Source organism: Achromobacter sp. GbtcB20, assembly GCF_019091095.1.
Taxonomy (GTDB): Bacteria; Pseudomonadota; Gammaproteobacteria; order Burkholderiales; family Burkholderiaceae_B; genus Achromobacter; species Achromobacter mucicolens.
Genome location: NZ_JAGXJZ010000012.1, coordinates 81,428 through 101,113 on the forward strand (window position 1 = coordinate 81,428; position 19,686 = coordinate 101,113).

General features: G+C 65.6%; 20 protein-coding genes, 2 tRNA genes and 1 pseudogene. 12 read left to right on the top strand and 11 right to left on the bottom strand.

Features of this window, described 5'->3' with window-relative positions:
- Positions 1 to 77: 77 nt before the first annotated feature.
- A tRNA-Leu gene (locus tag KVT32_RS16790) sits at positions 78 to 162 on the top strand.
- A 150-nt stretch (positions 163 to 312) separates the two neighbouring features.
- Here KVT32_RS16790 and KVT32_RS16795 read toward each other — a convergent pair.
- On the bottom strand, positions 313 to 756 hold the full coding sequence (locus tag KVT32_RS16795) for a GNAT family N-acetyltransferase (protein WP_056320068.1): 444 nt from the start codon (positions 754 to 756) through the stop codon (positions 313 to 315).
- 118 nt (positions 757 to 874) lie between these two features.
- On the opposite strand from KVT32_RS16795, the gene KVT32_RS16800 reads away from it, so the two are divergent.
- The 4 genes from KVT32_RS16800 to KVT32_RS16815 all read left to right on the top strand — a co-directional run bounded on the left by KVT32_RS16800 (position 875) and on the right by KVT32_RS16815 (position 5,988).
- Complete coding sequence (locus KVT32_RS16800; protein ID WP_152383856.1) at positions 875 to 1,768, top strand: DMT family transporter; 894 nt, start codon at positions 875 to 877, stop codon at positions 1,766 to 1,768.
- 33 nt (positions 1,769 to 1,801) lie between these two features.
- Entirely contained in the window at positions 1,802 to 2,746 is a 945-nt protein-coding gene (locus tag KVT32_RS16805; RefSeq protein WP_142049863.1) for an AEC family transporter, read from the top strand.
- Between the two features lie 150 nt (positions 2,747 to 2,896).
- Positions 2,897 to 4,120 (top strand): YeeE/YedE family protein, encoded by a 1,224-nt coding sequence (locus KVT32_RS16810; protein ID WP_217618545.1) that lies wholly within the window; start codon positions 2,897 to 2,899, stop codon positions 4,118 to 4,120.
- A gap of 200 nt (positions 4,121 to 4,320) precedes the next feature.
- Positions 4,321 to 5,988, top strand: coding sequence for an FMN-binding glutamate synthase family protein (locus KVT32_RS16815; protein ID WP_217618546.1), 1,668 nt, complete (start codon positions 4,321 to 4,323; stop codon positions 5,986 to 5,988).
- Positions 5,989 to 6,037: 49 nt separating this feature from the next.
- Here the strand turns inward: KVT32_RS16815 and KVT32_RS16820 are convergent.
- Positions 6,038 to 7,524 (bottom strand): annotated as a pseudogene (locus KVT32_RS16820) (phosphatidylserine/phosphatidylglycerophosphate/cardiolipin synthase family protein).
- 9 nt (positions 7,525 to 7,533) lie between these two features.
- The gene (locus KVT32_RS16825) at positions 7,534 to 7,869 is read right to left on the bottom strand and encodes a YqjD family protein (protein WP_056320053.1); all 336 of its coding nucleotides are present in this window, start codon (positions 7,867 to 7,869) and stop codon (positions 7,534 to 7,536) included.
- Between the two features lie 296 nt (positions 7,870 to 8,165).
- Between KVT32_RS16825 and egtD the strand changes: the two genes are divergently transcribed.
- The 3 genes from egtD to KVT32_RS16840 all read left to right on the top strand — a co-directional run bounded on the left by egtD (position 8,166) and on the right by KVT32_RS16840 (position 10,729).
- Positions 8,166 to 9,143 carry an L-histidine N(alpha)-methyltransferase gene (gene egtD / locus KVT32_RS16830; protein WP_217618547.1) on the top strand — a complete coding sequence of 326 codons (978 nt, stop codon included), beginning with the start codon at positions 8,166 to 8,168 and terminating at the stop codon, positions 9,141 to 9,143.
- Positions 9,144 to 9,175: 32 nt separating this feature from the next.
- Positions 9,176 to 10,492, top strand: a complete 1,317-nt coding sequence (egtB, locus tag KVT32_RS16835) for an ergothioneine biosynthesis protein EgtB (RefSeq protein WP_152383852.1) — start codon at positions 9,176 to 9,178, stop codon at positions 10,490 to 10,492.
- Positions 10,493 to 10,652: 160 nt separating this feature from the next.
- Positions 10,653 to 10,729, top strand: a tRNA-Met gene (locus KVT32_RS16840).
- A 75-nt stretch (positions 10,730 to 10,804) separates the two neighbouring features.
- On the opposite strand, the gene KVT32_RS16845 is transcribed toward KVT32_RS16840, so the two are convergent.
- The 3 genes from KVT32_RS16845 to KVT32_RS16855 form a co-directional block, all read right to left on the bottom strand.
- A complete protein-coding gene (locus tag KVT32_RS16845; RefSeq protein ID WP_217618548.1) occupies positions 10,805 to 11,728 on the bottom strand; it encodes a hypothetical protein in 924 nt (307 codons plus the stop codon).
- A 201-nt stretch (positions 11,729 to 11,929) separates the two neighbouring features.
- Positions 11,930 to 12,121: a hypothetical protein gene (locus KVT32_RS16850; RefSeq protein WP_056320045.1), complete on the bottom strand. Its 192-nt coding sequence runs from the start codon at positions 12,119 to 12,121 to the stop codon at positions 11,930 to 11,932.
- A 107-nt stretch (positions 12,122 to 12,228) separates the two neighbouring features.
- Positions 12,229 to 12,480 carry a hypothetical protein gene (locus KVT32_RS16855; RefSeq protein ID WP_056320044.1) on the bottom strand — a complete coding sequence of 84 codons (252 nt, stop codon included), beginning with the start codon at positions 12,478 to 12,480 and terminating at the stop codon, positions 12,229 to 12,231.
- Between the two features lie 259 nt (positions 12,481 to 12,739).
- Between KVT32_RS16855 and KVT32_RS16860 the strand changes: the two genes are divergently transcribed.
- On the top strand, positions 12,740 to 12,931 hold the full coding sequence (locus KVT32_RS16860) for a hypothetical protein (RefSeq protein WP_062838453.1): 192 nt from the start codon (positions 12,740 to 12,742) through the stop codon (positions 12,929 to 12,931).
- A 28-nt stretch (positions 12,932 to 12,959) separates the two neighbouring features.
- Here KVT32_RS16860 and yddG read toward each other — a convergent pair whose 3' ends face one another.
- Positions 12,960 to 13,868, bottom strand: a complete 909-nt coding sequence (gene yddG, locus KVT32_RS16865; RefSeq protein ID WP_142049887.1) for an aromatic amino acid DMT transporter YddG — start codon at positions 13,866 to 13,868, stop codon at positions 12,960 to 12,962.
- On the opposite strand from yddG, the gene KVT32_RS16870 reads away from it, so the two are divergent.
- On the top strand, positions 13,863 to 14,204 hold the full coding sequence (locus KVT32_RS16870) for a hypothetical protein (protein ID WP_254636907.1): 342 nt from the start codon (positions 13,863 to 13,865) through the stop codon (positions 14,202 to 14,204). The two genes, yddG and KVT32_RS16870, sit on opposite strands and share 6 nt — an antisense overlap.
- A 24-nt stretch (positions 14,205 to 14,228) precedes the next feature.
- On the opposite strand, the gene KVT32_RS16875 is transcribed toward KVT32_RS16870, so the two are convergent.
- From KVT32_RS16875 to KVT32_RS16890, 4 genes are all read right to left on the bottom strand, one after another.
- The gene (locus KVT32_RS16875) at positions 14,229 to 15,803 is read right to left on the bottom strand and encodes a sensor domain-containing diguanylate cyclase (RefSeq protein WP_217618549.1); all 1,575 of its coding nucleotides are present in this window, start codon (positions 15,801 to 15,803) and stop codon (positions 14,229 to 14,231) included.
- Between the two features lie 35 nt (positions 15,804 to 15,838).
- Positions 15,839 to 16,060: a hypothetical protein gene (locus tag KVT32_RS16880; RefSeq protein WP_152383847.1), complete on the bottom strand. Its 222-nt coding sequence runs from the start codon at positions 16,058 to 16,060 to the stop codon at positions 15,839 to 15,841.
- 107 nt (positions 16,061 to 16,167) lie between these two features.
- The gene (locus tag KVT32_RS16885) at positions 16,168 to 17,349 is read right to left on the bottom strand and encodes an AI-2E family transporter (protein WP_254636908.1); all 1,182 of its coding nucleotides are present in this window, start codon (positions 17,347 to 17,349) and stop codon (positions 16,168 to 16,170) included.
- Between the two features lie 91 nt (positions 17,350 to 17,440).
- On the bottom strand, positions 17,441 to 18,151 hold the full coding sequence (locus KVT32_RS16890; RefSeq protein WP_142049890.1) for a DUF3053 family protein: 711 nt from the start codon (positions 18,149 to 18,151) through the stop codon (positions 17,441 to 17,443).
- Positions 18,152 to 18,386: 235 nt separating this feature from the next.
- Between KVT32_RS16890 and KVT32_RS16895 the strand changes: the two genes are divergently transcribed.
- Positions 18,387 to 18,746 (top strand): hypothetical protein, encoded by a 360-nt coding sequence (locus tag KVT32_RS16895; RefSeq protein ID WP_152383845.1) that lies wholly within the window; start codon positions 18,387 to 18,389, stop codon positions 18,744 to 18,746.
- A 581-nt stretch (positions 18,747 to 19,327) separates the two neighbouring features.
- Positions 19,328 to 19,609, top strand: coding sequence for a hypothetical protein (locus KVT32_RS16900; protein WP_217618550.1), 282 nt, complete (start codon positions 19,328 to 19,330; stop codon positions 19,607 to 19,609).
- Positions 19,610 to 19,686: the final 77 nt, after the last annotated feature.

Below are 19,686 nucleotides of genomic sequence, written 5' to 3' on the forward strand. Positions count from 1 at the left end.
AAAGTGTGCATAATCTCGTTCCTCTGCTGCTGAACACGAAACGGAAGCGAAAGCGACGCAACATGTAAAGCAACAGCGCCCAGGTGGCGGAATTGGTAGACGCGCACGGTTCAGGTCCGTGTGCCGCAAGGTGTGGAGGTTCGAGTCCTCTCCTGGGCACCAATTACTACATCACGAGGTACCTGTCGTGATGCGCCAAAAGAAAAACCCCGAATGCGAAAGCGTTCGGGGTTTTTGCTTTGTGCGCGCCACACTGCGCAGGGCGAGGCGCCGCCGCGCATCGGCTGCGGCGCACGCCCACAGCGCGGCTCCCTACTTCAACGTGCGCGTCATCACCACGTGCGGGATGCCGGCCTCGACGAACTCTTCGCCTTCGGCCTTGAAGCCATGCGCCTCGTAAAAGCCCGCGGCGTGCGTCTGGGCATGCAACACCAGCATGCGGTGGCCGTCGCCGTGCCCCTGCCCGATCAGCGCATCGAGCAACTGCCCGCCCACGCCCATTCCGCGCGCGCGCTTGTGAACCGCCATGCGGCCGATGTGACCGTCGGGCAACAGGCGCCCCGTGCCCATCGGCGTGCCATCGGGTCCATACGCCACGGCATGCACCGACACCGCGTCGTCGTCATCCATCTCGATTTCCGGCGGCACGTTCTGCTCGACCACGAAAACCGCGTGGCGCACCGAATAAGCGTCGTCGCGCAAGCGATCCCAGGTTCCCAGCGCAATACGCACCGTTGCTTCTTTGTTGGCCGACATGTCCTACCCCTACATTGCAGCAAATGAATAACTGAATCCTACGCCGCATTTTCGCAAGGATGAAGAAGGCGCGAAAAGGGGTACGATCGCGGCTTGCCCTTGCCGCCCTTGGTCCGCCATGACGCCTGCCGCGCCCCCTGCCTGGTTGAAAGCCGCACCCGCGCTCTTTCTTATGCTGTGGTCCAGCGGCTTTGTCGTGCTCAAGGTGGGCCTGGCCTATGCCGATCCGCTGACGTTCCTGGCGTTGCGCTACGCGTGCGTTGTCTTGATCCTTGCGCCGCTGCTGCTGGCGCTTCGGCCGCCGCTGCCCACGCGGGCCAGCGCATGGGGGCACCTGGCGATGGTGGGCCTGCTGCTGCAGGCCGGCTACTTCTGCTTCACCTACCTCTCGCTCAAGCAGGGAATGTCGGCGGGCGGCGTGGCCCTCATCACCTCGCTTCAACCCATCCTCATCGGCCTGCTGGCGCCCGCGCTCGCGCATGAACGCGTCGACGCCCGGCGATGGGCCGGCCTGGCGCTGGGCGTGGCGGGCGCCGCGCTCGTGATCGTGGCCAAGGCCTCGATCGACGTGCTGGCGCCGCTGGGGCTGGCGTTCGCGGTCGGCGCGCTGCTCTGCCTCACGGGCGGCACGCTCTACGAAAAGCGCTTCGGCACGCAGATCCATCCCGTCGCCTCCAACTTCGTCCAGTATGGCGTGGGCCTTGCCGTGTCCGCGCCGTTGGCATTCTGGCTGGAACCCATGCGCATCGAATGGACCGGCCCCTTGCTCGGCTCGCTCGCCTATCTGGTCGTCGGCAACTCCCTGGTCGCCATCACCCTGCTGCTGGCCATGATCCGCCACGGCGAGGCCTCCCGCGTGTCCGCGCTGTTCTTCCTGGTGCCGCCCTGCACGGCGATCATTGCGCTGCTGATCCTGCGCGAACCCATTCCCCCGCTGGCCTGGCCGGGCATGGTGCTGGCCGCGCTGGGCATCCTGCTGGTGACCCGCAAGCCCGCCAGCGACGCCAAGTAGAATGACCGCCTTTCCGCCCTTGCGCCCTCGCCCATGAACGCCGTCGTCACCGCCGCCCTGCCGGTCTTTGCGCTGATACTGACCGGCTGGCTGGCCGCCCGCTGGCGCATCCTGGGCACCCACGCGACCGACGCGCTGAATCGCTACGTGGTGTACCTGTCCTTGCCCGCGCTGCTGTTCCGCGCCATGACGCAGGTGGACCTGGCGCAGATGGCGCACTGGGGCTTCGTCGGCGCGTTTGCGGGCGGCATCGCCATCACGTTCGTGGTTTCGTTCCTGGCGCGCGGGCGCCGCGCGCAGACGCTCACCGACCGCAGCATCGAAGGCCTGGCGGCGTCCTACGCCAACGCCGGATACATGGGCATTCCGCTGTGCCTGGCGCTGCTTGGCGCCGACAGCCTGGCGCCCGCCACTTTCACCACGCTGCTCACCGCAAGCGTGCTCTTCGGATTTGCCATCGCCCTCATCGAGTTCGATCGGCAGCAGACGCCCAACCTGCCCGCGACGCTGCTGAAGGTAGGCCGCGCCCTGATCCGCAATCCGCTGCTGGCGGCCCCGGTCCTCGGCCTTGCCTGGGCGGCAACCGGTGCCCGTCTGCCCGAAGGCGTCGACCGCTATGTGGCCTTGCTGGGCGCGTCCGCCAGCCCGTGCGCGCTGGTGACCATCGGCCTTTTTCTGGCGCAAACGGAAACCGCGGCCTCCGGACCGGGCGTGATGCGCCTGGTGCTGGGCAAGCTGCTCCTGCAACCGGCCGCGACTGCGGTGCTGGCGTTCTACGTGTTCTCGATGCCGCCGCTGTGGGCCTGGACGGCCGTGCTGATGAGCGCGCTGCCCATCGGCACCGGACCGTTCATGCTGGCCAAGATGTATGGACGCGACGCCCGCGTGACCTCGCGCGCCATCCTGGTCAGCACCGTGGCATCGGTGGTGACGGTCAGCCTGCTCGTCGCGTGGATCAGCGCGCACCCCGTCTCGTGAACTCACCAGCGGCACTATATAACTTGAAGTTATTGCTAAAGCACGAATCCTTGGTTTGAGATATTTACTGACAGGACTAGACTGACGTCCATTCCCACGGGTGCGCCTTTCGCACCCGTTTGCATTTACGACTTGATCCTCGGGATTTTCATGAGCGCCAACGCCTCCTCCCTGCCGCTGCCCTCGGCCCTGCCGCCCATCCACATCAATCGCAAGCCGCTCTGGATTGCGGTGCTGCTGGTCCTGGCCGGCGCCCTGTACCTCAACCAGACCGTCAGTTGGCGCCAGGGCGCGCTGTGGGTGGTCGGCGCACTGCTTGGCGTCACGCTGTACCACGCGTCGTTCGGTTTCACGCAAGCCTGGCGCGTGTTCGTATCGGACCGCCGCGGGGCCGGCCTGCGCGCGCAGATGCTGATGCTCGCCGTGGGCGTGCTGCTGTTCTTCCCCTTTCTGGCCGCCGGCACGCTGTTCGGTCAGCCGGTCAACGGCTTCGTGTCGCCCCCGGGCGTCTCGGTCCTGCTGGGCGCGTTCCTGTTCGGCGTCGGCATGCAGCTGGGCGGCGGATGCGCGTCGGGCACGCTCTTCGCGGTGGGCGGCGGCAACACCCGCATGGTGGTGACGCTGCTGTTCTTCATCGTGGGTTCGGTCATCGCCACGGCCAACTTCGGCTGGTGGTCCAGCCTGCCGGCGCTGGCGCCCACGTCGCTCATCAAGACCTGGGGCCTGGCGCCCGCGATCCTCGTCAATCTGGCCGTCTTTGCGCTGATCGCCTGGGTCGCCACCACGCTGGAAAAGCGCCGTCATGGCCACGTGATTTCCTTCGCCTCGCGCACGGCTCGCCCCGTTTCGCTGCTGCAGGGTCCGTGGCCCCTCGTGTGGGGCGGCGTGGCGCTCGTCGTGCTGAACTTCGCAACGCTGGCGTTGGCCGGACGCCCCTGGGGCATTACGTCCGCCTTCGCCTTGTGGGGCGCCAAGACGCTGGATGCCCTGGGCGGCGACGTCGCCACCTGGGCCTACTGGGCCAAGCAGCCGTCGCTGGCCGCGCCGCTGCGCCAGGATGTCACCACCGTCATGGACATCGGCCTCATGCTCGGCGCGCTGGCCGCCGCCAGCGCGGCCGGCAAGTTCGCGCCCGTCTGGAAGGTGCCGGCGCGCTCGCTCGCGAGCGCCGTGATCGGCGGCCTGCTGCTCGGCTATGGCTCGCGCCTGGCCTTCGGCTGCAACATCGGCGCCTACTTCAGCGGCATCCTGTCGGGCAGCCTGCATGCCTGGCTGTGGCTGCCTGCCGCGTTTGCCGGCAGCGCACTGGGCGTGCACCTGCGTCCGCTGTTCGGCCTGGCCGTCGAAAAGACACCGCCGGCATCCAGCTGCTGAGAATCAGTGTTCCAACAATGGCCTCCTGATGCAGGAGGCCATTTTTTTTGCCCGGCCGCCAAGCCAGTGAACATGCGCCTTTCAGCCTATCCTCCGGCTGCGCAAGGCACGCGCCGGCGCACGCGCACGCGGCCCGCCATTCATCCGGCAGCCAGCGGCCCTGGTGTATGGTTGCTGCATTCCGAAAAGCGGAGACGGACATGAACTGGATTGCCGGCCGATTCACGGCCTTTCTGTTGACCCTTGCAGGCGCGGCCATCACCGCGGCCCTGGCCGCCACCGCGTCGTTGTGGTGGCTTGCGGCAGCCGTGCCGCTGGCGCTGCTGGGCGCGCTGGGCGTGTACGACCTGATCCAGCCTCGGCACGCCATCCGCCGCAATTATCCGGTCATCGGCAACCTGCGATTCCTGTTCGAATTCATCCGCCCCGAGATCCGGCAGTACTTCCTGGAGGACGACACGCAGGCCTCGCCGTTTTCCCGCGCGCAGCGTTCCATCGTCTACCAGCGCGCCAAGCGCGAGATCGACAAGCGCCCCTTCGGCACGCAGGAAGACGTCTACGGCGACCGCTACGAATGGATCAACCATTCGATGTCGCCCTCGCATATCAACGACACGGACTTTCGCGTCACCGTGGGCGGGCCCGACTGCACGCAGCCCTATTCCATGTCGGTGTTCAACGTGTCGGCCATGAGCTTTGGCGCGCTGTCGGCCAACGCGGTGCTGGCCCTGAACGAAGGCGCGCGGCAAGGCGACTTTGCGCACGACACCGGCGAAGGCGGCATCAGCCGCTACCATCGCCAGCCGGGCGGCAGCCTCGTCTGGAACATCGGCTCGGGCTATTTCGGTTGCCGCGACGAGCACGGCGCGTTTTCGGAAGAAGCGTTTGTGCGCAACGCCTGTACGCCGCAGGTCAAGATGATCGAGATCAAGCTGTCGCAAGGCGCCAAGCCGGGCCACGGCGGCATCCTGCCGGCGGGCAAGGTGACGATCGAAATCGCCGAGGCACGGGGCGTGGCGCCTTGGCAGGACTGCAATTCGCCCGCCAGCCATTCCGCGTTCGACAGTCCGATCGGCCTGATGAAATTCGTGGCGCGCCTGCGCGAGCTCTCCGGCGGCAAGCCCGTCGGCTTCAAGTTCTGTGTGGGGCATCCCTGGGAGTGGTTCGCCATCGTCAAGGCGATGCTTGAAACCGGCATCACCCCGGACTTCATCGTGGTGGACGGCGCGGAAGGCGGCACGGGCGCAGCGCCCGTGGAATTCGTGGATCACGTGGGCACGCCGCTGCGCGAGGCGCTGCGGCTCGTGCACAACACGCTGATCGGCGTGAACCTGCGCGACCGCATCAAGCTGGGCGCGTCCGGCAAGATCATCACTGCGTTCGACATGGCCCGCGTGATGGCGATGGGCGCCGACTGGTGCAACGCCGCGCGCGGCTTCATGTTTGCCATCGGCTGCATCCAGGCCCAGGCCTGCCACACCGGCAAATGCCCCACCGGCGTCACCACGCAGGATCCGCTACGGCAACGCGCGCTGGTGGTGCCCGACAAGGCGCAGCGCGTGGCCAATTTTCACAAGAACACGCTGCATGCACTTGCAGAACTGCTGGCCGCAGCCGGCCTGACCCACCCGGGCCAGTTGCGCCCGCACCATATCGCGCGACGCATCTCGCCCAGCGAAATCCGCCTCTTGTCCGCGCTGTTTCCGGAGCTGGCGCCTGGCGAGTTGCTGCGCGGCGAGTTCCGGCACCAGGTCTTCCGCGCAGGCTGGGCGATGGCGCAGGCGCAGTCGTTTCGGCCCACCCACGACATCACCACGGCCCTGGCGCGCGAGCACGCCGCACAGGCCGCCGCGGCCGGCAACTCCTGAACGGCGCTGACGGGCGGCGCGGACAGGATCCGAGCCGCCCGCGCACCCGCTACAACCAGCGCTCGAACATGCGCGAGAACGACTCCATGAAGCGGTCGTCCAGGCCGCGCTCCTTCCAGGCCTCGGGCGTCACTTGCTCGGCATCGGCCACGTCGCGCTGGAACAGCGCCTCCATCTCGGCCGCGAACTCCGGTCCCAGCACCACGGCGTTGATCTCGTAGTTCAGCGCAAAGCTGCGCCAATCCATGTTGCTGGACCCCACGGTCGACCAGACGCCATCGACCACCGCCGTCTTCGCATGCAGCAAGGCGTCACGGCGTTCGTAGATCTTCACGCCCGAGCGCAGCAGATCGGTGTAGTGCGAACGCCCGGCATGAAACACCAGCGACGAGTCGCTGAAGCCCGGCAGCACCAGCACCACGTCCACCCCGCGCCGCGCCGCGGATTGCAGCACCTCGATGAACGCCGGATCCGGCACGAAGTACGCCATCGTGATGTGGATGGATTTCTGCGCGCTTTCGAACGCCGACATCAACGTCAGATAGACCGTGTAGCCGTCGCTGCGATCGGGCTGGTTCGCAAGGATGCGGACGGCGGTGTCGCCGACCGCAGGCGCAACGTGCGAATCGCCGCCCTTGATGGGCTCCTTGGCCTGCGATGCCCAGCCGGCCTGCAACACCTGTTCCAGCTGCGCCACCGCCGGCCCTTCGATGCGCAGGTGCGTGTCGCGCCAGGGCGCGGAGTCGGCATCCTTGGCGGGCTCGCCCGCCTTGGCGCCCGAGCCGCCGCCGGATCCCGACGACCCGGAGCCGCTTCCGCCCGAGAACGAAGACGACTCGTACACGCTGCTGACGTTGATGCCGCCCAGGTAGCCCACCTTGCCGTCGACGACCAGCACCTTGCGGTGGTTGCGCTGATTGGGTGACCAGCCGGCGCGCGCGTTGACCGGATTGACGGGATTGAAGACCGCCACCTGCACGCCCGCGTCGCGCATGCGCTGGAAAAGGTCATCGGGCGTCTTGATCGTGCCGACCGCGTCCACCATCAGCGACACCTCGGCGCCGCGGTTGCGCGCCGCGATCAGCGCGTCTGCAAAGCGATTGCCCTCCGCATCGTCGTCGAAAATGTACGTTTCCATGTGCACGTAGCGGCGCGCCTGGGGATGGATTGGAGCATCGCCTTGTACGTGCTGGGCCCGTCGGCAAGCAGGCGCACCCGATTGCCCTTGACCAGCGGCGCGCCGCTGACCGCCTGCTCCACCGCCAGGTGCCGTGCAAGAAAATCATCCTTGGGGGTTTGAGGGTCCGCAGCAATGCCTTGCCCGCGACGATAGCTGTCCTGTGCCGCATCCGCGGACAGGCCTGCTTGCGCGGCGCGCGCGTGCCGCTCCTGCGCGTCGGGGACGCTGGCGCAGGCGGCGAGCACGGATGCGACGCACGCAAACAGGACGGCGCGCGCCCAGCGGCGCGCGTCGGTCGTCAGTGCTTGCAGGGCATTGCGCGGCCCACCCCGGCTCAATGCCGGTAATGGGCTCATGATGCGTCTCTAGCGTCGATTACCCGCCACGAAAATGCAGCCGAGCACGGCGCCCACTATCGCCGCCACGCCGACCGACTTCCATGCATTCTCATGCACGTATTCGTCCGCGTAAGCGGTGGCCCGGCGGGCTCGTTCGCGGGCGACGCCTTCCCAGCCGCCAGCGGATTCACGCGCATCGGCGAGCTGGCGCTTCAAGCGCGCGCGCGCCGCTTCGATTTCGGAGCCCGTATACGAGGCGGTCGAACGCAAAAGGTCTTCCGTGCCGGCGAGCAGCTCATGGAAGCTGTCATTCACGCGTTCACGATGCAAAGCCATTTCAGCGCGCTGGTGCTTTCGATTCATGCTAGCTCCTTCGATTTTTTCTTGGAAGTCCCATTGTCCACACCAACGGCCCAAAACTGCCCGAGCTTTCGCAACCAGCGGTAAACCGATATTTCAGCGGCCCGAAACTTGCTGATGGCGGAGTCGGAACGCCTGCGCGTGACCTCGCGGCCCCTTCCCGTATTCCGCCAAACGCGATTTCGATTTCGTAAAAGTCCATTGCATTCAGAGGCCTGGCGCTTGACACGCAAACCCCCCCAGCCGCCACAATGAGTCTTTGCAATGCGCTTCAACCGCCCCAAAAAGGAACTGAACGCATGGTTTCTCCTTCCGCACTCCTCGCCGCCGTCGCCCCCGAATTCATCGCGCAGGAGCCGCAGCACCCCAGCGCCGAGCAGATCGAATTGCACGAAGGGCTGCTCGACAGTGCCGCCCACATCGATCCCAAGTTCCTGTACGACGCGCTCGGCTCGTCGCTGTTCACGGCCATCACGCAGCTGCCCGAATACTATCCAACGCGTTGCGAAGACGAGATCTTTCAGCGCCACGGCATCGATATCGCGCGCCACGTCGGCCCCGTGCAGGCCATGATCGACCTGGGCGCCGGCGATTGCGTCAAGGCCGAGCGGCTGTTCGCCAGCCTGCGGCCCAGCCACTATGTGCCCGTCGATATCTCGGCCGACTATCTGCAGGCAGCCGTGCGGCGCCTGAAGCTTTCGTATCCGGACATGCGGATCACGGCTGTCGGCCAGGATTTCTCACATGAACTGGCGATGCCCGAAGGCGTTCCGGGACAGCAACGCCTGTTCTTCTATCCCGGCTCCAGCATCGGCAATCTGGGTCCCGAAGCCGCGTACGCCATGCTGCGGCGCATCCGGGAAGCCTGTCCCGGCGGCGGACTCGTGGTCGGCGTCGATCGGGTCAAACCGAAGAGCGTGCTGGAACCGGCGTATGACGACGCCCTGCACCTGACGGCCGCGTTCAACCTGAATCTGCTGCGCCACGTGAACACCGTGCTCGGCAGCGATTTCAATGTCGATGACTGGCGCCACGTGGCGCTCTTCAACAGCGAACGTTCGCGTGTCGAAATGCACCTGGAGGCGCAGCGCGCCGTGCAGGTTGCCTGGCCCGGCGGCCACCGCGAGTTCAAGGTCGGCGAACGGATCCACACCGAGAACTCCTACAAATTCACGCCGCAAGCCTTCAGCGATCTGCTCCACCGCGCGGGCTTTCGCGACATCGCGCACTGGTCGGACGCCCGCGACTGGTTTTCTGTTTTCAGCGCCCGCGCCTGACGCAGGGCGCCCACGATTCTGGAGATATCCCCATGGACCCCGCATGCCTGCTGACTCATCCCGCCATCGGGCCTTATGCCAGCGGACAAGCCGGACAGCACGACCGGTACGACGCCGTACGCTCCACCACCGCCGCCTTGGCCGCGCCCTTGAGCCCGGAGGATTGCCAGGTGCAATCCATGCCCGATTGCAGTCCGGTCAAATGGCATCTGGCGCACACCACCTGGTTCTTCGAGACCTTCCTGCTGGCGCGCTATGACGCGTCCAGTCCGCCCTTCCATCCGCAATACCGGATGCTTTTCAACTCCTACTACAACGCCGTCGGCGCAAAACATCCGCGCCCCCAACGCGGCCTGTTGTCGCGCCCGCCGCTGTCGGAAGTGCTGCAATACCGGCAGCATGTCGACCAAGCGATGCACGCGCTGATCTCGCGCCTGGGCGGCAACGATCCCGAATTCGACGCGCTGCTCGAGCTTGGACTCAATCATGAGCAACAGCATCAGGAACTCATCCTGACCGATCTGAAGCACATGCTGTCGGCCAACCCGCTCAGGCCTGCTTACGTCGCGCCGGGCCAGCCCGCGCAGCCGCCCGCTACCACACCGGGCTGGACCCGGTACGACGGCGGCATCACGCGCATCGGCCACGACGGACGCGGGTTCGCCTTCGACAACGAAGGGCCGGCCCACGACGTCCTGCTGACGCCCTTCTCCCTGTCCGATCGCCTCGTGACACAGGGCGAATACCTGGCCTTCATGCAGGATGGCGGGTACCAGCGGCCCGAACTGTGGCTCTCGATGGGGTGGGACATGGTGAGCGCACAAGGCTGGCGCGCCCCGCTGTATTGGGAAAGCTCGGACGATGCGTGGCGTGTCTTCACGCTGCGCGGCATGCAGGACCTGGAGCTGCACGCCCCGGTCACGCACGTCAGCTACTTCGAGGCCGACGCCTACGCCCGCTGGGCCGGCGCGCGCCTGCCGCGCGAAGCGGAATGGGAATACGCCGCGCGCCAGTTGTCGGAAGACACCTATTCGGCCCGCGCGAACATGCTTGAAAACGGTCACCTGGACACGCGCCCCGCCCCGGCGCGCCACAGCCAGGGCGGTCCCGTGCAATTGTTCGGCGACGCGTGGGAATGGACCTCAAGCGGCTATGACGCCTATCCCGGGTTTCAGCCCAGCGCGGGCGCCGTCGGCGAATACAACGGCAAGTTCATGTGCAACCAGTACGTGCTGCGGGGCGGCTCGTGCGCAACGCCGCGCGACCACATCCGGCCCAGCTACCGCAACTTCTTTCCGCCCGAGGCGCGCTGGCAGTTCTCGGGCATCCGCCTCGCGCGGGATGCCTGAAGGGCGGCGCGCGACCGCACCAACGCTGGCTGAACAAGTTGTCCAGACCGGCCGAAAAAATTTGGCTGGCGCCCACTTGCACTCCAAAAAAACTTCGTGCTAGAATTTCGTTCTTCGTTGATCGGCACTTGCAACGCAAACCGAACGGCGAAAAAAGGATGGCGCATTAGCTCAGCCGGTTAGAGCGACGGAATCATAATCCGCAGGTCCCCTGTTCGAATCAGGGATGCGCCACCAAGGAATTTAAAAGGGCCCGCACACTGTGCGGGCCCTTTTGCATTCGGGCGGATTATCTACACCCGAAGCACCACATTAAACCCGATAGACCGCATCGCGGCGGCGGCCGCCCCAGGTGGCAGCCAGGCTCGCCACGAACGCGCCGATCAGCATCGATGCAAAGCCCCACAACGCGAACGCCGCGGCAGCCTTGCGGGCTGCGTCTGCAGCTTCCTTGGCCTTCACCTTGGCTTCTTCCGCGGTCTTCTTGGCGTTCTGGATCGCCTCGTCGACGCGGCGCTGCGCGACGGCGGGTTCCACACCGGCCTGGGCGGCCACGACCTTCACCACGTAGTCGCGATCGGCCGGCGTCATGTCGCCGCGGGTGATGCTCATGGCGACGATGCGGCCAACTTCGGCACGCGCCGCTTCAGGATCGGTGTTGGCCTCGGGACGTTCCGAGCGCATCAGGGTGTCGGTGAGATAGTCGGTTGCGCGCTCCATGCCACCGCCACTGCTCGCACCGGTCGCGCCGGCCGTCGCCGCCGCGGTTGCCGCCGTGCCGGCCGTGGCCGCCACCGAAGCGCCGGCCTTGGCAACGCCAGAAGCCATCGACGCGAGCGCGGAGCCCAGCAGCGCGGCGCTGACCACGGCGCTCAGCGCCCAGACCAGAAAGCCGTGCGCGGTGTCGCGAAAGTAGACCTCATCGGAATGCACGTCGACCCATTTCGTCCGCAGGCGCCCGGCGACATAGCCGCCGATGCCGTACGAAATGATCTGCGTGAGCAGCATCCAGACAATGATGCCAATGCCGATGGCGGGCGCCGACACGCCCTCCTCACCCCAAGGCGAAACGGACAGAAAACCGAGGCCGGTGCCGCCGGCAAACAATGCAAGCGACAGCGCCGCGGCGATCACCGCGCCGGCGAATACCGCCGCCCACGACACGGCCGAAATGGCGGACTCACGTGGAGGCACGCCATCGGCATAAGGTTGGCTCAATGAAGACGTATTTTGCATGATCGATCCTTGTCCAGAGACTTACGCAGCCGCGCACACGCGGGTGCCAAAGCGGAAATGACGCACCGGCCTTCAGTGCCAGAACAGAGCCAGCAGGATGATGATGGGAATGGGCACGCCGAGCAGCCACAACAGGATTGAGCGCATGGAAACCTCCTTGCTTCGATGAAGGGATCGGAATTGAAGTAATGCTGGCCGCAATCAGGCCAGGTCGATGGTGCCGGGCGCGCGGGGATCCGGCGCGGGCGGCGTGGGGTCGATGACGTCGGGGTTGTCCGTGGGACGGCCCGGGTCCGGACGCGGATCGTCCGCAGGCGGGTTTCCCGGGAGCGCCGGATCGTCAGGCGTGAGATCGTCCGGCTGACCGGGCTCTCGATGCGGGATCTGGGACATGATTGCCTCTCCTCAAGCAGCGCAAGATGCGCCTTGCATGAGCATCAGCAAATGGCGTGCCCAAGACCGCTCAGCGGCCGGGCGCCATGGAAGGACGGCGCGCGGCGTCAGTCCTTGCGCTTGCCGCCGCTTGCGGCCGGCGCGCGTTCGGACGTGTCGTCCGCGAGAAATGCAAGGACGGCGGCCTTGCCGGCCGTCGACGCTTCATCCTGGCTGGGATATCGCCTGTCCGAATAATTGGTGCTGCGCACATTGCCGGATTCGGGATCGAGCAAGGTAATGATCCACGCAAACTCGCCGGGCGAAAGCTGGCGGACCTGCAAGGTGGCGCGCGTGCCAGGGCGTAGTTTTTGCGGCATCTGGCGGCCTCTCCGGTGTTTTGATCACGCCATCGTAGCGCAATCGCGCCGGGTTGCCGAAGCCTGTTCCGCCGTCGGAAATTGCTGCGTCCGCACACGATTTTCATGCTGCACACTGCGCGGCAAATACGCCACAAAGCCGCCCGCCGGCAAGGAAAACCCTAGGGTGCAGTCTCGCAATACAGGCGCACAATCGACACAAACATCAAGACCGCACAGCGGCGCCGCATCCCCTAAATCAGGCGAGGACGGAGACAACATGACTTACGTAGCAGTTTTCATGAGCTGTTTGATGGTTATGGGTATCGTCGCGTTGGTGGTTCAAACGATACGAAGCGCAGGGCCCGAGCCCTTGCTGAAGATATCGGCGGCGATTGTCAGTTCCACTTTTGCCTCGTTGCTGCTGGTTCCCTTGGGGTTCGCAGTCGCCCTGACGATGCTCGTCGAGTAAATCTCCCCCTCTCACGACACGGCCCGGACTATCCGTTGCGGGCCGGTCTGCCGCGCGTCGCTGCCCAGCACAACAATGAACCGGCAGTGACCATTGCCACGCCCTGCCAGAACGACAGGGTGAGCGGCGTGGATAGCCACAGCGCGGCAAAGAAGGTGGAGAAGACCGGCGTGAAGTACGACGCGGTAGCCAGCAGGGTCAGGTTGCCCCGCAGTATTCCGACGTTCCACAGTGCATAGCCGCTTGCCATGGCGCCAGCGGCCACGCACAACTCGACCGTGGCGGGCGCGGCAAACACCAATGCGGGTTCCGCGCTGAACAGGTACTTGATCCACAAGACCGCTGCCGTGAGCATGAAAAACAGCGCGACGCCATTCTTGCCGTCCGCAAAGCGCTTGGTCACGTTGCAGTAAACGGCCCAGATGATGGCGCCGCTGAAGGCCAGTCCATAACTCAGAGGATTGCTCGACACATTCGCGGCGGTGCGTTCAATTGACAGCCCGCCCGTTCCGCCCACGACCCAGACGATGCCGCAAACCGACAACAAGATGCCCGGCGCCACCCACCAGCTCGCCCGCTGCCCATTGATGAGCATGGCGAACACCACCGTCAGGCATGGCCACAGGTAATTGACGATGCCCAGCTCGATGGCTTGCGCACGATCGGCCGCGAATCCCAGCGACAGCGACAGGCATATCTCATAGGCGACGAACAGCAGGCTGCCCACGATGAGATACGACCGGGGAAACGTGCGCAGCTTGGGCAATCCCAGCAACAGCACCAGGAAGATGGACCCTCCCGTATAGATCAGCGCGGCGCCGCCAATGGGGCCGAAGTTTTCACTGACGCCCCGGATCAGGCCGACGACCGTGCCCCACAGCAGGATAGCCAGCAGACCCAGGGTAGTGGCCGCGTTCCGGCCAGGATTCAATTGCATTACCGTTTCCGATTGCGCGCCGCGCATGCCCGGCAATCAGACCGGACCGGCGCCAAGGCGGCAAGTTTAGCGAAAACCCAACGGAGAAATAGCGGCATGGCCATTTCTACACGCAGGATGAGCGACGTGCTGGCAAGCACGGATTCGGGGCGCCTTTACCGCATTGAAGTGTTCTTGCGGGCGGACGACGCGGGCGCCAGCCCCATGCCGCTTGCCGCATCGCGCTACATACTCAGAACCTCCGAAGGCGACCCTGTCGTCGCGCTGGACAACAGGCGCTATCGCTTGAAATCGGGCGAGGTCCTGACCGCACTGTCGCCGCGCCAGGATATGTGACGCGCATGGCGACCGGCGGCGGACCTACTGGTCCTGCGCCACCCGGCGCTTGCCCAGGCCCTTGGCGCGGTACAACGCCACATCGGCCCGCTCGAGCAACTGCAACATGGTGGCGCCCGATTGGGGATACACCGCGATGCCGATGCTTGCCGACACCGCGACGCGCACATTGGGGTACGGTAAGGACAGGCTCTCGACCAGGGCTTCGGCCACCAGCCGCGCGTTCTCCTGGTTGGCGCCCAGCAGCAGCACCGCGAATTCGTCGCCGCCCAGCCTTGCCGCCACGTCCGAGACCCGGATGGCGCTGGCCATGCGATCGGCCGCCTCTTTCAGGACCGTGTCGCCGGCCGCGTGCCCGTGCATGTCGTTGACCGCCTTGAAGCCGTCCAGGTCGATCGCCAGGATCGAGAACGAATCGCCGCTGCGCTGGGCGACCGCCAGTTCACGCAGCACGAGTTCGCCGAACAGCACCCGGTTGCACAGGCCGGTGAGCGGATCGTAGTGCGCCAGGTGCTGGGCGCGCGCCAGCTTGCGCGACGCCTGCAGCATGGCGGCGCCCACCTCCTGGGCTTCCTTGATGCGCGTGGCGGGCAGTTCCACGGTCCGGCCTTCGCCCAGCGCGAGCGCCGGCGCGACCAGCCCCTGAACGGCCGACGTGAGCCGGCTTGCAAGCCTGAGCGCCAGCCACAACCCCAAACCGAACGCGAACAACGTGCCCAGACCAATCCACGCAATGGATCGGTACAGGTCCGTGGTCAGCAATTGCATGGGCGCGCCGGCGGCGACTGTCCAGCCCGACAGCGTCGACCGGCTGAACGCGGTGTAGACGGGCGTGCCTTCCTTGGTGATCGTCTCCAACGAGCCTTCGCCTTCCTGCTGCACGGCGCGGGCCAGCGCCGGCACCGCCTTCTGCCCCACAAATTTGGAGGTGTCGCGGGTGCGGGCGATGATGGTTCCCGAGCCGTCCAGCACGGCGGCCACCCAGCCCTCGGGCAGGGCGCGGCGGCCCAGGACGTTGCCGATGCGCTCGGGCGACAGTCCCACGTTCAGGCTGTACACCACCTCTCCGTCCCGCACGACCGGCACACCGAGCGCGATGGTGAGGTCCTTGGTCAGACCGCCGGTGAACAGGCTTGTCAGCACCGGCATGCGCGTCAGGAAGACGCGACCCAGTTCATCGGGCGCCCTGCCGGTTGGCAAGGCCGAGCCGTAGGGCACCTGCGTGTTGATGATCTGCCGGCCTTCCTTGTTCGTCAGCACGTAAGTGTCGGCGATCTGAAAGCGCACGGACTCGCGCGCGCGCCGATGGAAACCGGCGAGATCGCCCTGGACCAGATCCGGCGAGGACGCCAGCATCTGCAGACCGGCTTCGACGCCGGTGAGCTCGCGATCCAGGATCGCCGTGAGATTGCGCGCCAGGAAGATGGTGTCGCGGAAGATCCGCTCTTTCTGGATGACGTAGCTTTCGTAGACGGCGACCGTCGCCACGATGAGCGCCGGGGTAATACAGGCAAAGACGAGGGCAAGCAGACCCGTCCGCATGGAATAGCGGCGCGCCCGGCGGCGGCGCACGCCAGCAACCGTTTCGCCGTCAGCCATGGCGCGGCCTGCCCCTCGGTCTGCCCATCGCCCTGCTATCTCTCTTCCAGGTCGGGCGTGCCTGAAAACTGGCTCTTGAGCAGCGTCAGCGCGCCTTTTTCAGCCAGCGCTTCGTTGGGGAACACGTGCTTGGTGTCTTCAAGAACCGGAAAGCCGAAGACGCGCACGCGCGTGTGGTATCCCTCGGGCGTTTCGGCGAACTCAATGTCGAAGTTGCGTTCCTCGATCCAGCCCGACCGATGCAGTTTCCATTCCATATCCGGCGCGCTCCTGTTTGGCGAAGTTGACACGAAAGGCCGGCCGCGGTTCGGCCGGCGCTGCTACACCTTACACCCGGCCGGGCGCACGCGGGCGCCCGGCGAGATCATTCGTCGCGGGACTGGCGATCCCTGGCAAGCGCTGCCTGCGCACGCGCGCCGGCGCCCCCGGACGCCGGCGGCGAACCGGCCACGGGGTTGCCCGGCAGCGGCGCGCTCACGGCGTGCACACCCCCCGGGTCGCCTGCCGCGGGCGAAAACAGATCCCAGCTTGCCATGAACAACGCCGCGATGAGCGGACCGATCACGAATCCGTTCAGCCCGAACAGCGCCATGCCGCCCAACGTGGAGATCAGGATCACGTAGTCCGGCATCTTCGTGTCCTTGCCCACCAGAATGGGCCGCAGCACGTTGTCGACCATGCCGATGACCAGCACGCCGAACGCAATGAGCACCGCGCCCTTGACCACGGCCCCCGTCAGCAGGAAGTACACGGCCACCGGCGCCCAGATCAGCCCGGCCCCGATCGCGGGCAGCAGCGACAGGAAGGCCATGATGACGCCCCACAGCAGCGCACCCTGGATCGAGAGGATGGAAAAGATGATGCCGCCCAGCGCGCCTTGCGCCGCCGCGACCGCGACGTTACCCTTGACGGTGGCGCGCACCACGGTCGTGAACTTGCGGAACAGGTGCTGCTTGTGCGTGTCGCTCAGCGGCACGGCACGGCGCAGTCGCGCCGACAGCAGCGGACCGTCGCGCAGCAGGAAGAACAGCAGATACAGCATGATGCCGAAGCTGACCACGAACTGGAACGTGTCCTGCCCGATGTTCAAGGCCTGGGTGGCCAGGAACTGGCTGGCCTGCATTGCACCGGCCGTCAGCTTGTCCTGCAGGCTTGCGATATCGGCCAGGTCAAAGCGCGCCAGCAATGCGTGCACGGACGGCGGCAGTGCGTCCATCGCCTGCTGGAAGTACGCGCCAAAGTTGATTTGCCCGGACTTGATGCTTTGGTAGAAATTCGCCCCTTCGTTCACGAGCGACCCGCTGATCACGACCAGCGGAAGAATCACCAGCAGCAGCACGAGCAGCAGCGAGATGAGCGCGGCCAGATTGCGCCGCCCGCCAATGCGCGCCACCAGACGGCGCTGCAACGGCGCAAAAAGGATGGCAAGAATGGTGCCCCAGAAGACGGCGCCATAGAACGGCCACAACAGCCAGCCGAACGCGATGGTGACCACCACGAGCAGGAGCACGAAGGTCCTGTAATGCACGCCTGAAGAATCGCTCATAGTCAGTCCAAGGCACGGCATGCGCCGCAAGAGCCGCATTGTACAAAGCGCGGCCGGGCGCCGCTGGGATCGCGACGGGGCTGGCGCATGGCTAGGGCGCGGCCGAGCCCGCGCTGGCAGCCTGCAGCAGCGTTGCGCGCGCGGCTTCCAGCCCACCCGACTGCGCGTTCAATGCTTGCAACCGCTGGTTCAGCTCCTGTTGCAAGGTCGGCTTGGCCACCTTTGTTTGCCCATCTTCGAACTGGATGTCCGCGGCATTGGCCGCCACGAAGTCCGCAATGGCCAGCGCATCGCGGGCAATCGCATCCATCCGGGATGCCGCGTCGATCAATTCTCCAGCCGGCGCCGTCACCGCCTCGTCATAGACGCCGTCATAAACGGGCGCCAGGTCGGCGGGCAAGGCAAGATCCGCGCGCGCCTTGTCTGCCTTGCCGCGTGCCGCCTGGACCTGGGCGGCACTGCCGGCCAGCGTCTTGCGTGCGGCCTCCAGGCTGCCACGGCGCGCCACGATCTCTTCAACGGACTGGATCGTCTCCACCGACAGCACCTCGCGCAGGGGCGCTGCGGCCTTGGCCAAGGCCTCCTGGAAATCCGTCATGACCTCGTACGCGTCGTCGTAGCCGCCAATGGCTTCCTTTTCCGACTTGCCCAGCATGCCGATCGGCACGAGCGTCACGTTGTTCATCCGCCCCTGCAGCAACTGTATGAATGCGGCGCGCTCCTGCGGTTCCTTGTTGACGCACGCCGCCAGCAACATCGAGACGACCGCCATACCTGTCACCCACGCGCGAACCCAAACCATGCGCATCCTGTTAGCACTCCGATTCCGCAGATTACGGCCGCACGGGGCGGGCCATTCCGGCAGATTATCCGGTAGCGCCGCCAATGGGGCCAGAAGGGGCGGAATTTGTTGCCATCGAAGCGAGTTGACACAGTGCGCGCCGCGCCGCGCGCCCGCGTCGCAGCCTTTACGCATCCTCTAGAATCGAACATTCGGCGGCCCGTTGCCGCCTCCTCTCATTGCCTTGGCTGACGACATGACTCAGAACGCTTCCCCCCTGCCCTGGGGCTTCACCCTGCCGGACTGCCGCGGCGCAAACGCCCTGCTTCATTTCATGAATGACCTGGCGCGCGTGGTCAATCAATACCTGGGCCACGGCAAGTTGTCGGAGGAAGCGCTGGCGGATGCGCAAAAGGCGGTCAATGCCTTGCTCGAGCGCTATGTGGAAATCCAGGCGGCCCCGGAGGCCTTTGACGACGAACGTATCGAACTCGCCCTGGAAACCCAGCAGCAGCCCGATGGCACGACCGGCGCCCAGGTGGCGCTGCGCATGTCGCCACGCCTGGAAGGCCTGATCATCGAGGCCCAGCGACAGGCCCGTCCCGCAACGCACTAATCGGCAAGGGCGCACGTCCCGCGCCCTCTTTTTAGAAAATGCTTGCATAATCGCTCAAATGTCGATAATATCGTCGGTTGGATCTGAAAGAGCAGACCTTTGAGGGTCAGCCCGGCCAAGCTAAACGCCTGTGGCCACCCCCTGCCAAGATCCGCCCGACAGCGCTGGCGTCCTAGCGAAGTACAACGCAAAAAACGCAACCCCAGCGCCGCATCGGGAACGCCTTCACCCGTCCGCCAGTCCGGACCGGCATGAAGCAAACCCAACCCAAATGATGGCTTCACCCGCTACCCCGCGGGCGTACGCCAATGCGCCGGCAATCTCGTCTTTCGCCGCGCAGCCCGAATCGATGCCCTCCAAGACTGGACGAAGGCATCACTTCGCCGGACCCGGCGCGCAAAAAACATGAGAATGCGCAAAAGGACGGCAGCAGCAATGCGTTAGTGTCATGTAGCGCGTGTCCAATCACATCCGGCGGACGCAGCGCATCACGCACACTCATGGCGGCAATTTTCCCGCCCGGTGCGTTCACCATGGCAAGACGCAGCTTTCCTATAACTAGAACCTAAAGAGAACACAACATGAACACTCGTTTCACCACCACCGACCTGATCCGACGCCCGGCCCACACGCAGCTTGACGACATGCCTATCCACATCGGCGACATCGTCTATCTGCAACCGGCCGACAGCCCCGAGATTCGCGCCACGGTCATCTTCAATGCGCCGATCAACGGCACGACGACCTACACCACTGAAGTCGTGCCCTGCGGATCGGCCGTACAGAAGGCGCCGGGCCAACGCATCCGGTTCCGCCACGAGCACGTGCATCGCATCGAACCGGTGCGCCGCAACGCTCGCTGATCTGCCTCAAAACCGCCGCCTGACCAGTGCGGCGGTTTGCTTTGTGCGTGATAAAGTCCGGGCAACTCCCGTCCGCC

Coding starts and splice junctions, on each gene's coding strand:
- KVT32_RS16795 (WP_056320068.1), bottom strand. CDS start 756: ATGTCGGCCAACAAAGAAGCAACGGTGCGTATTGCGCTGGGAACCTGG.
- KVT32_RS16800 (WP_152383856.1), top strand. CDS start 875: ATGACGCCTGCCGCGCCCCCTGCCTGGTTGAAAGCCGCACCCGCGCTC.
- KVT32_RS16805 (WP_142049863.1), top strand. CDS start 1,802: ATGAACGCCGTCGTCACCGCCGCCCTGCCGGTCTTTGCGCTGATACTG.
- KVT32_RS16810 (WP_217618545.1), top strand. CDS start 2,897: ATGAGCGCCAACGCCTCCTCCCTGCCGCTGCCCTCGGCCCTGCCGCCC.
- KVT32_RS16815 (WP_217618546.1), top strand. CDS start 4,321: ATGAACTGGATTGCCGGCCGATTCACGGCCTTTCTGTTGACCCTTGCA.
- KVT32_RS16825 (WP_056320053.1), bottom strand. CDS start 7,869: ATGAATCGAAAGCACCAGCGCGCTGAAATGGCTTTGCATCGTGAACGC.
- egtD (WP_217618547.1), top strand. CDS start 8,166: ATGGTTTCTCCTTCCGCACTCCTCGCCGCCGTCGCCCCCGAATTCATC.
- egtB (WP_152383852.1), top strand. CDS start 9,176: ATGGACCCCGCATGCCTGCTGACTCATCCCGCCATCGGGCCTTATGCC.
- KVT32_RS16845 (WP_217618548.1), bottom strand. CDS start 11,728: ATGCAAAATACGTCTTCATTGAGCCAACCTTATGCCGATGGCGTGCCT.
- KVT32_RS16850 (WP_056320045.1), bottom strand. CDS start 12,121: ATGTCCCAGATCCCGCATCGAGAGCCCGGTCAGCCGGACGATCTCACG.
- KVT32_RS16855 (WP_056320044.1), bottom strand. CDS start 12,480: ATGCCGCAAAAACTACGCCCTGGCACGCGCGCCACCTTGCAGGTCCGC.
- KVT32_RS16860 (WP_062838453.1), top strand. CDS start 12,740: ATGACTTACGTAGCAGTTTTCATGAGCTGTTTGATGGTTATGGGTATC.
- yddG (WP_142049887.1), bottom strand. CDS start 13,868: ATGCAATTGAATCCTGGCCGGAACGCGGCCACTACCCTGGGTCTGCTG.
- KVT32_RS16875 (WP_217618549.1), bottom strand. CDS start 15,803: ATGGCTGACGGCGAAACGGTTGCTGGCGTGCGCCGCCGCCGGGCGCGC.
- KVT32_RS16880 (WP_152383847.1), bottom strand. CDS start 16,060: ATGGAATGGAAACTGCATCGGTCGGGCTGGATCGAGGAACGCAACTTC.
- KVT32_RS16885 (WP_254636908.1), bottom strand. CDS start 17,349: ATGAGCGATTCTTCAGGCGTGCATTACAGGACCTTCGTGCTCCTGCTC.
- KVT32_RS16890 (WP_142049890.1), bottom strand. CDS start 18,151: ATGGTTTGGGTTCGCGCGTGGGTGACAGGTATGGCGGTCGTCTCGATG.
- KVT32_RS16895 (WP_152383845.1), top strand. CDS start 18,387: ATGACTCAGAACGCTTCCCCCCTGCCCTGGGGCTTCACCCTGCCGGAC.
- KVT32_RS16900 (WP_217618550.1), top strand. CDS start 19,328: ATGAACACTCGTTTCACCACCACCGACCTGATCCGACGCCCGGCCCAC.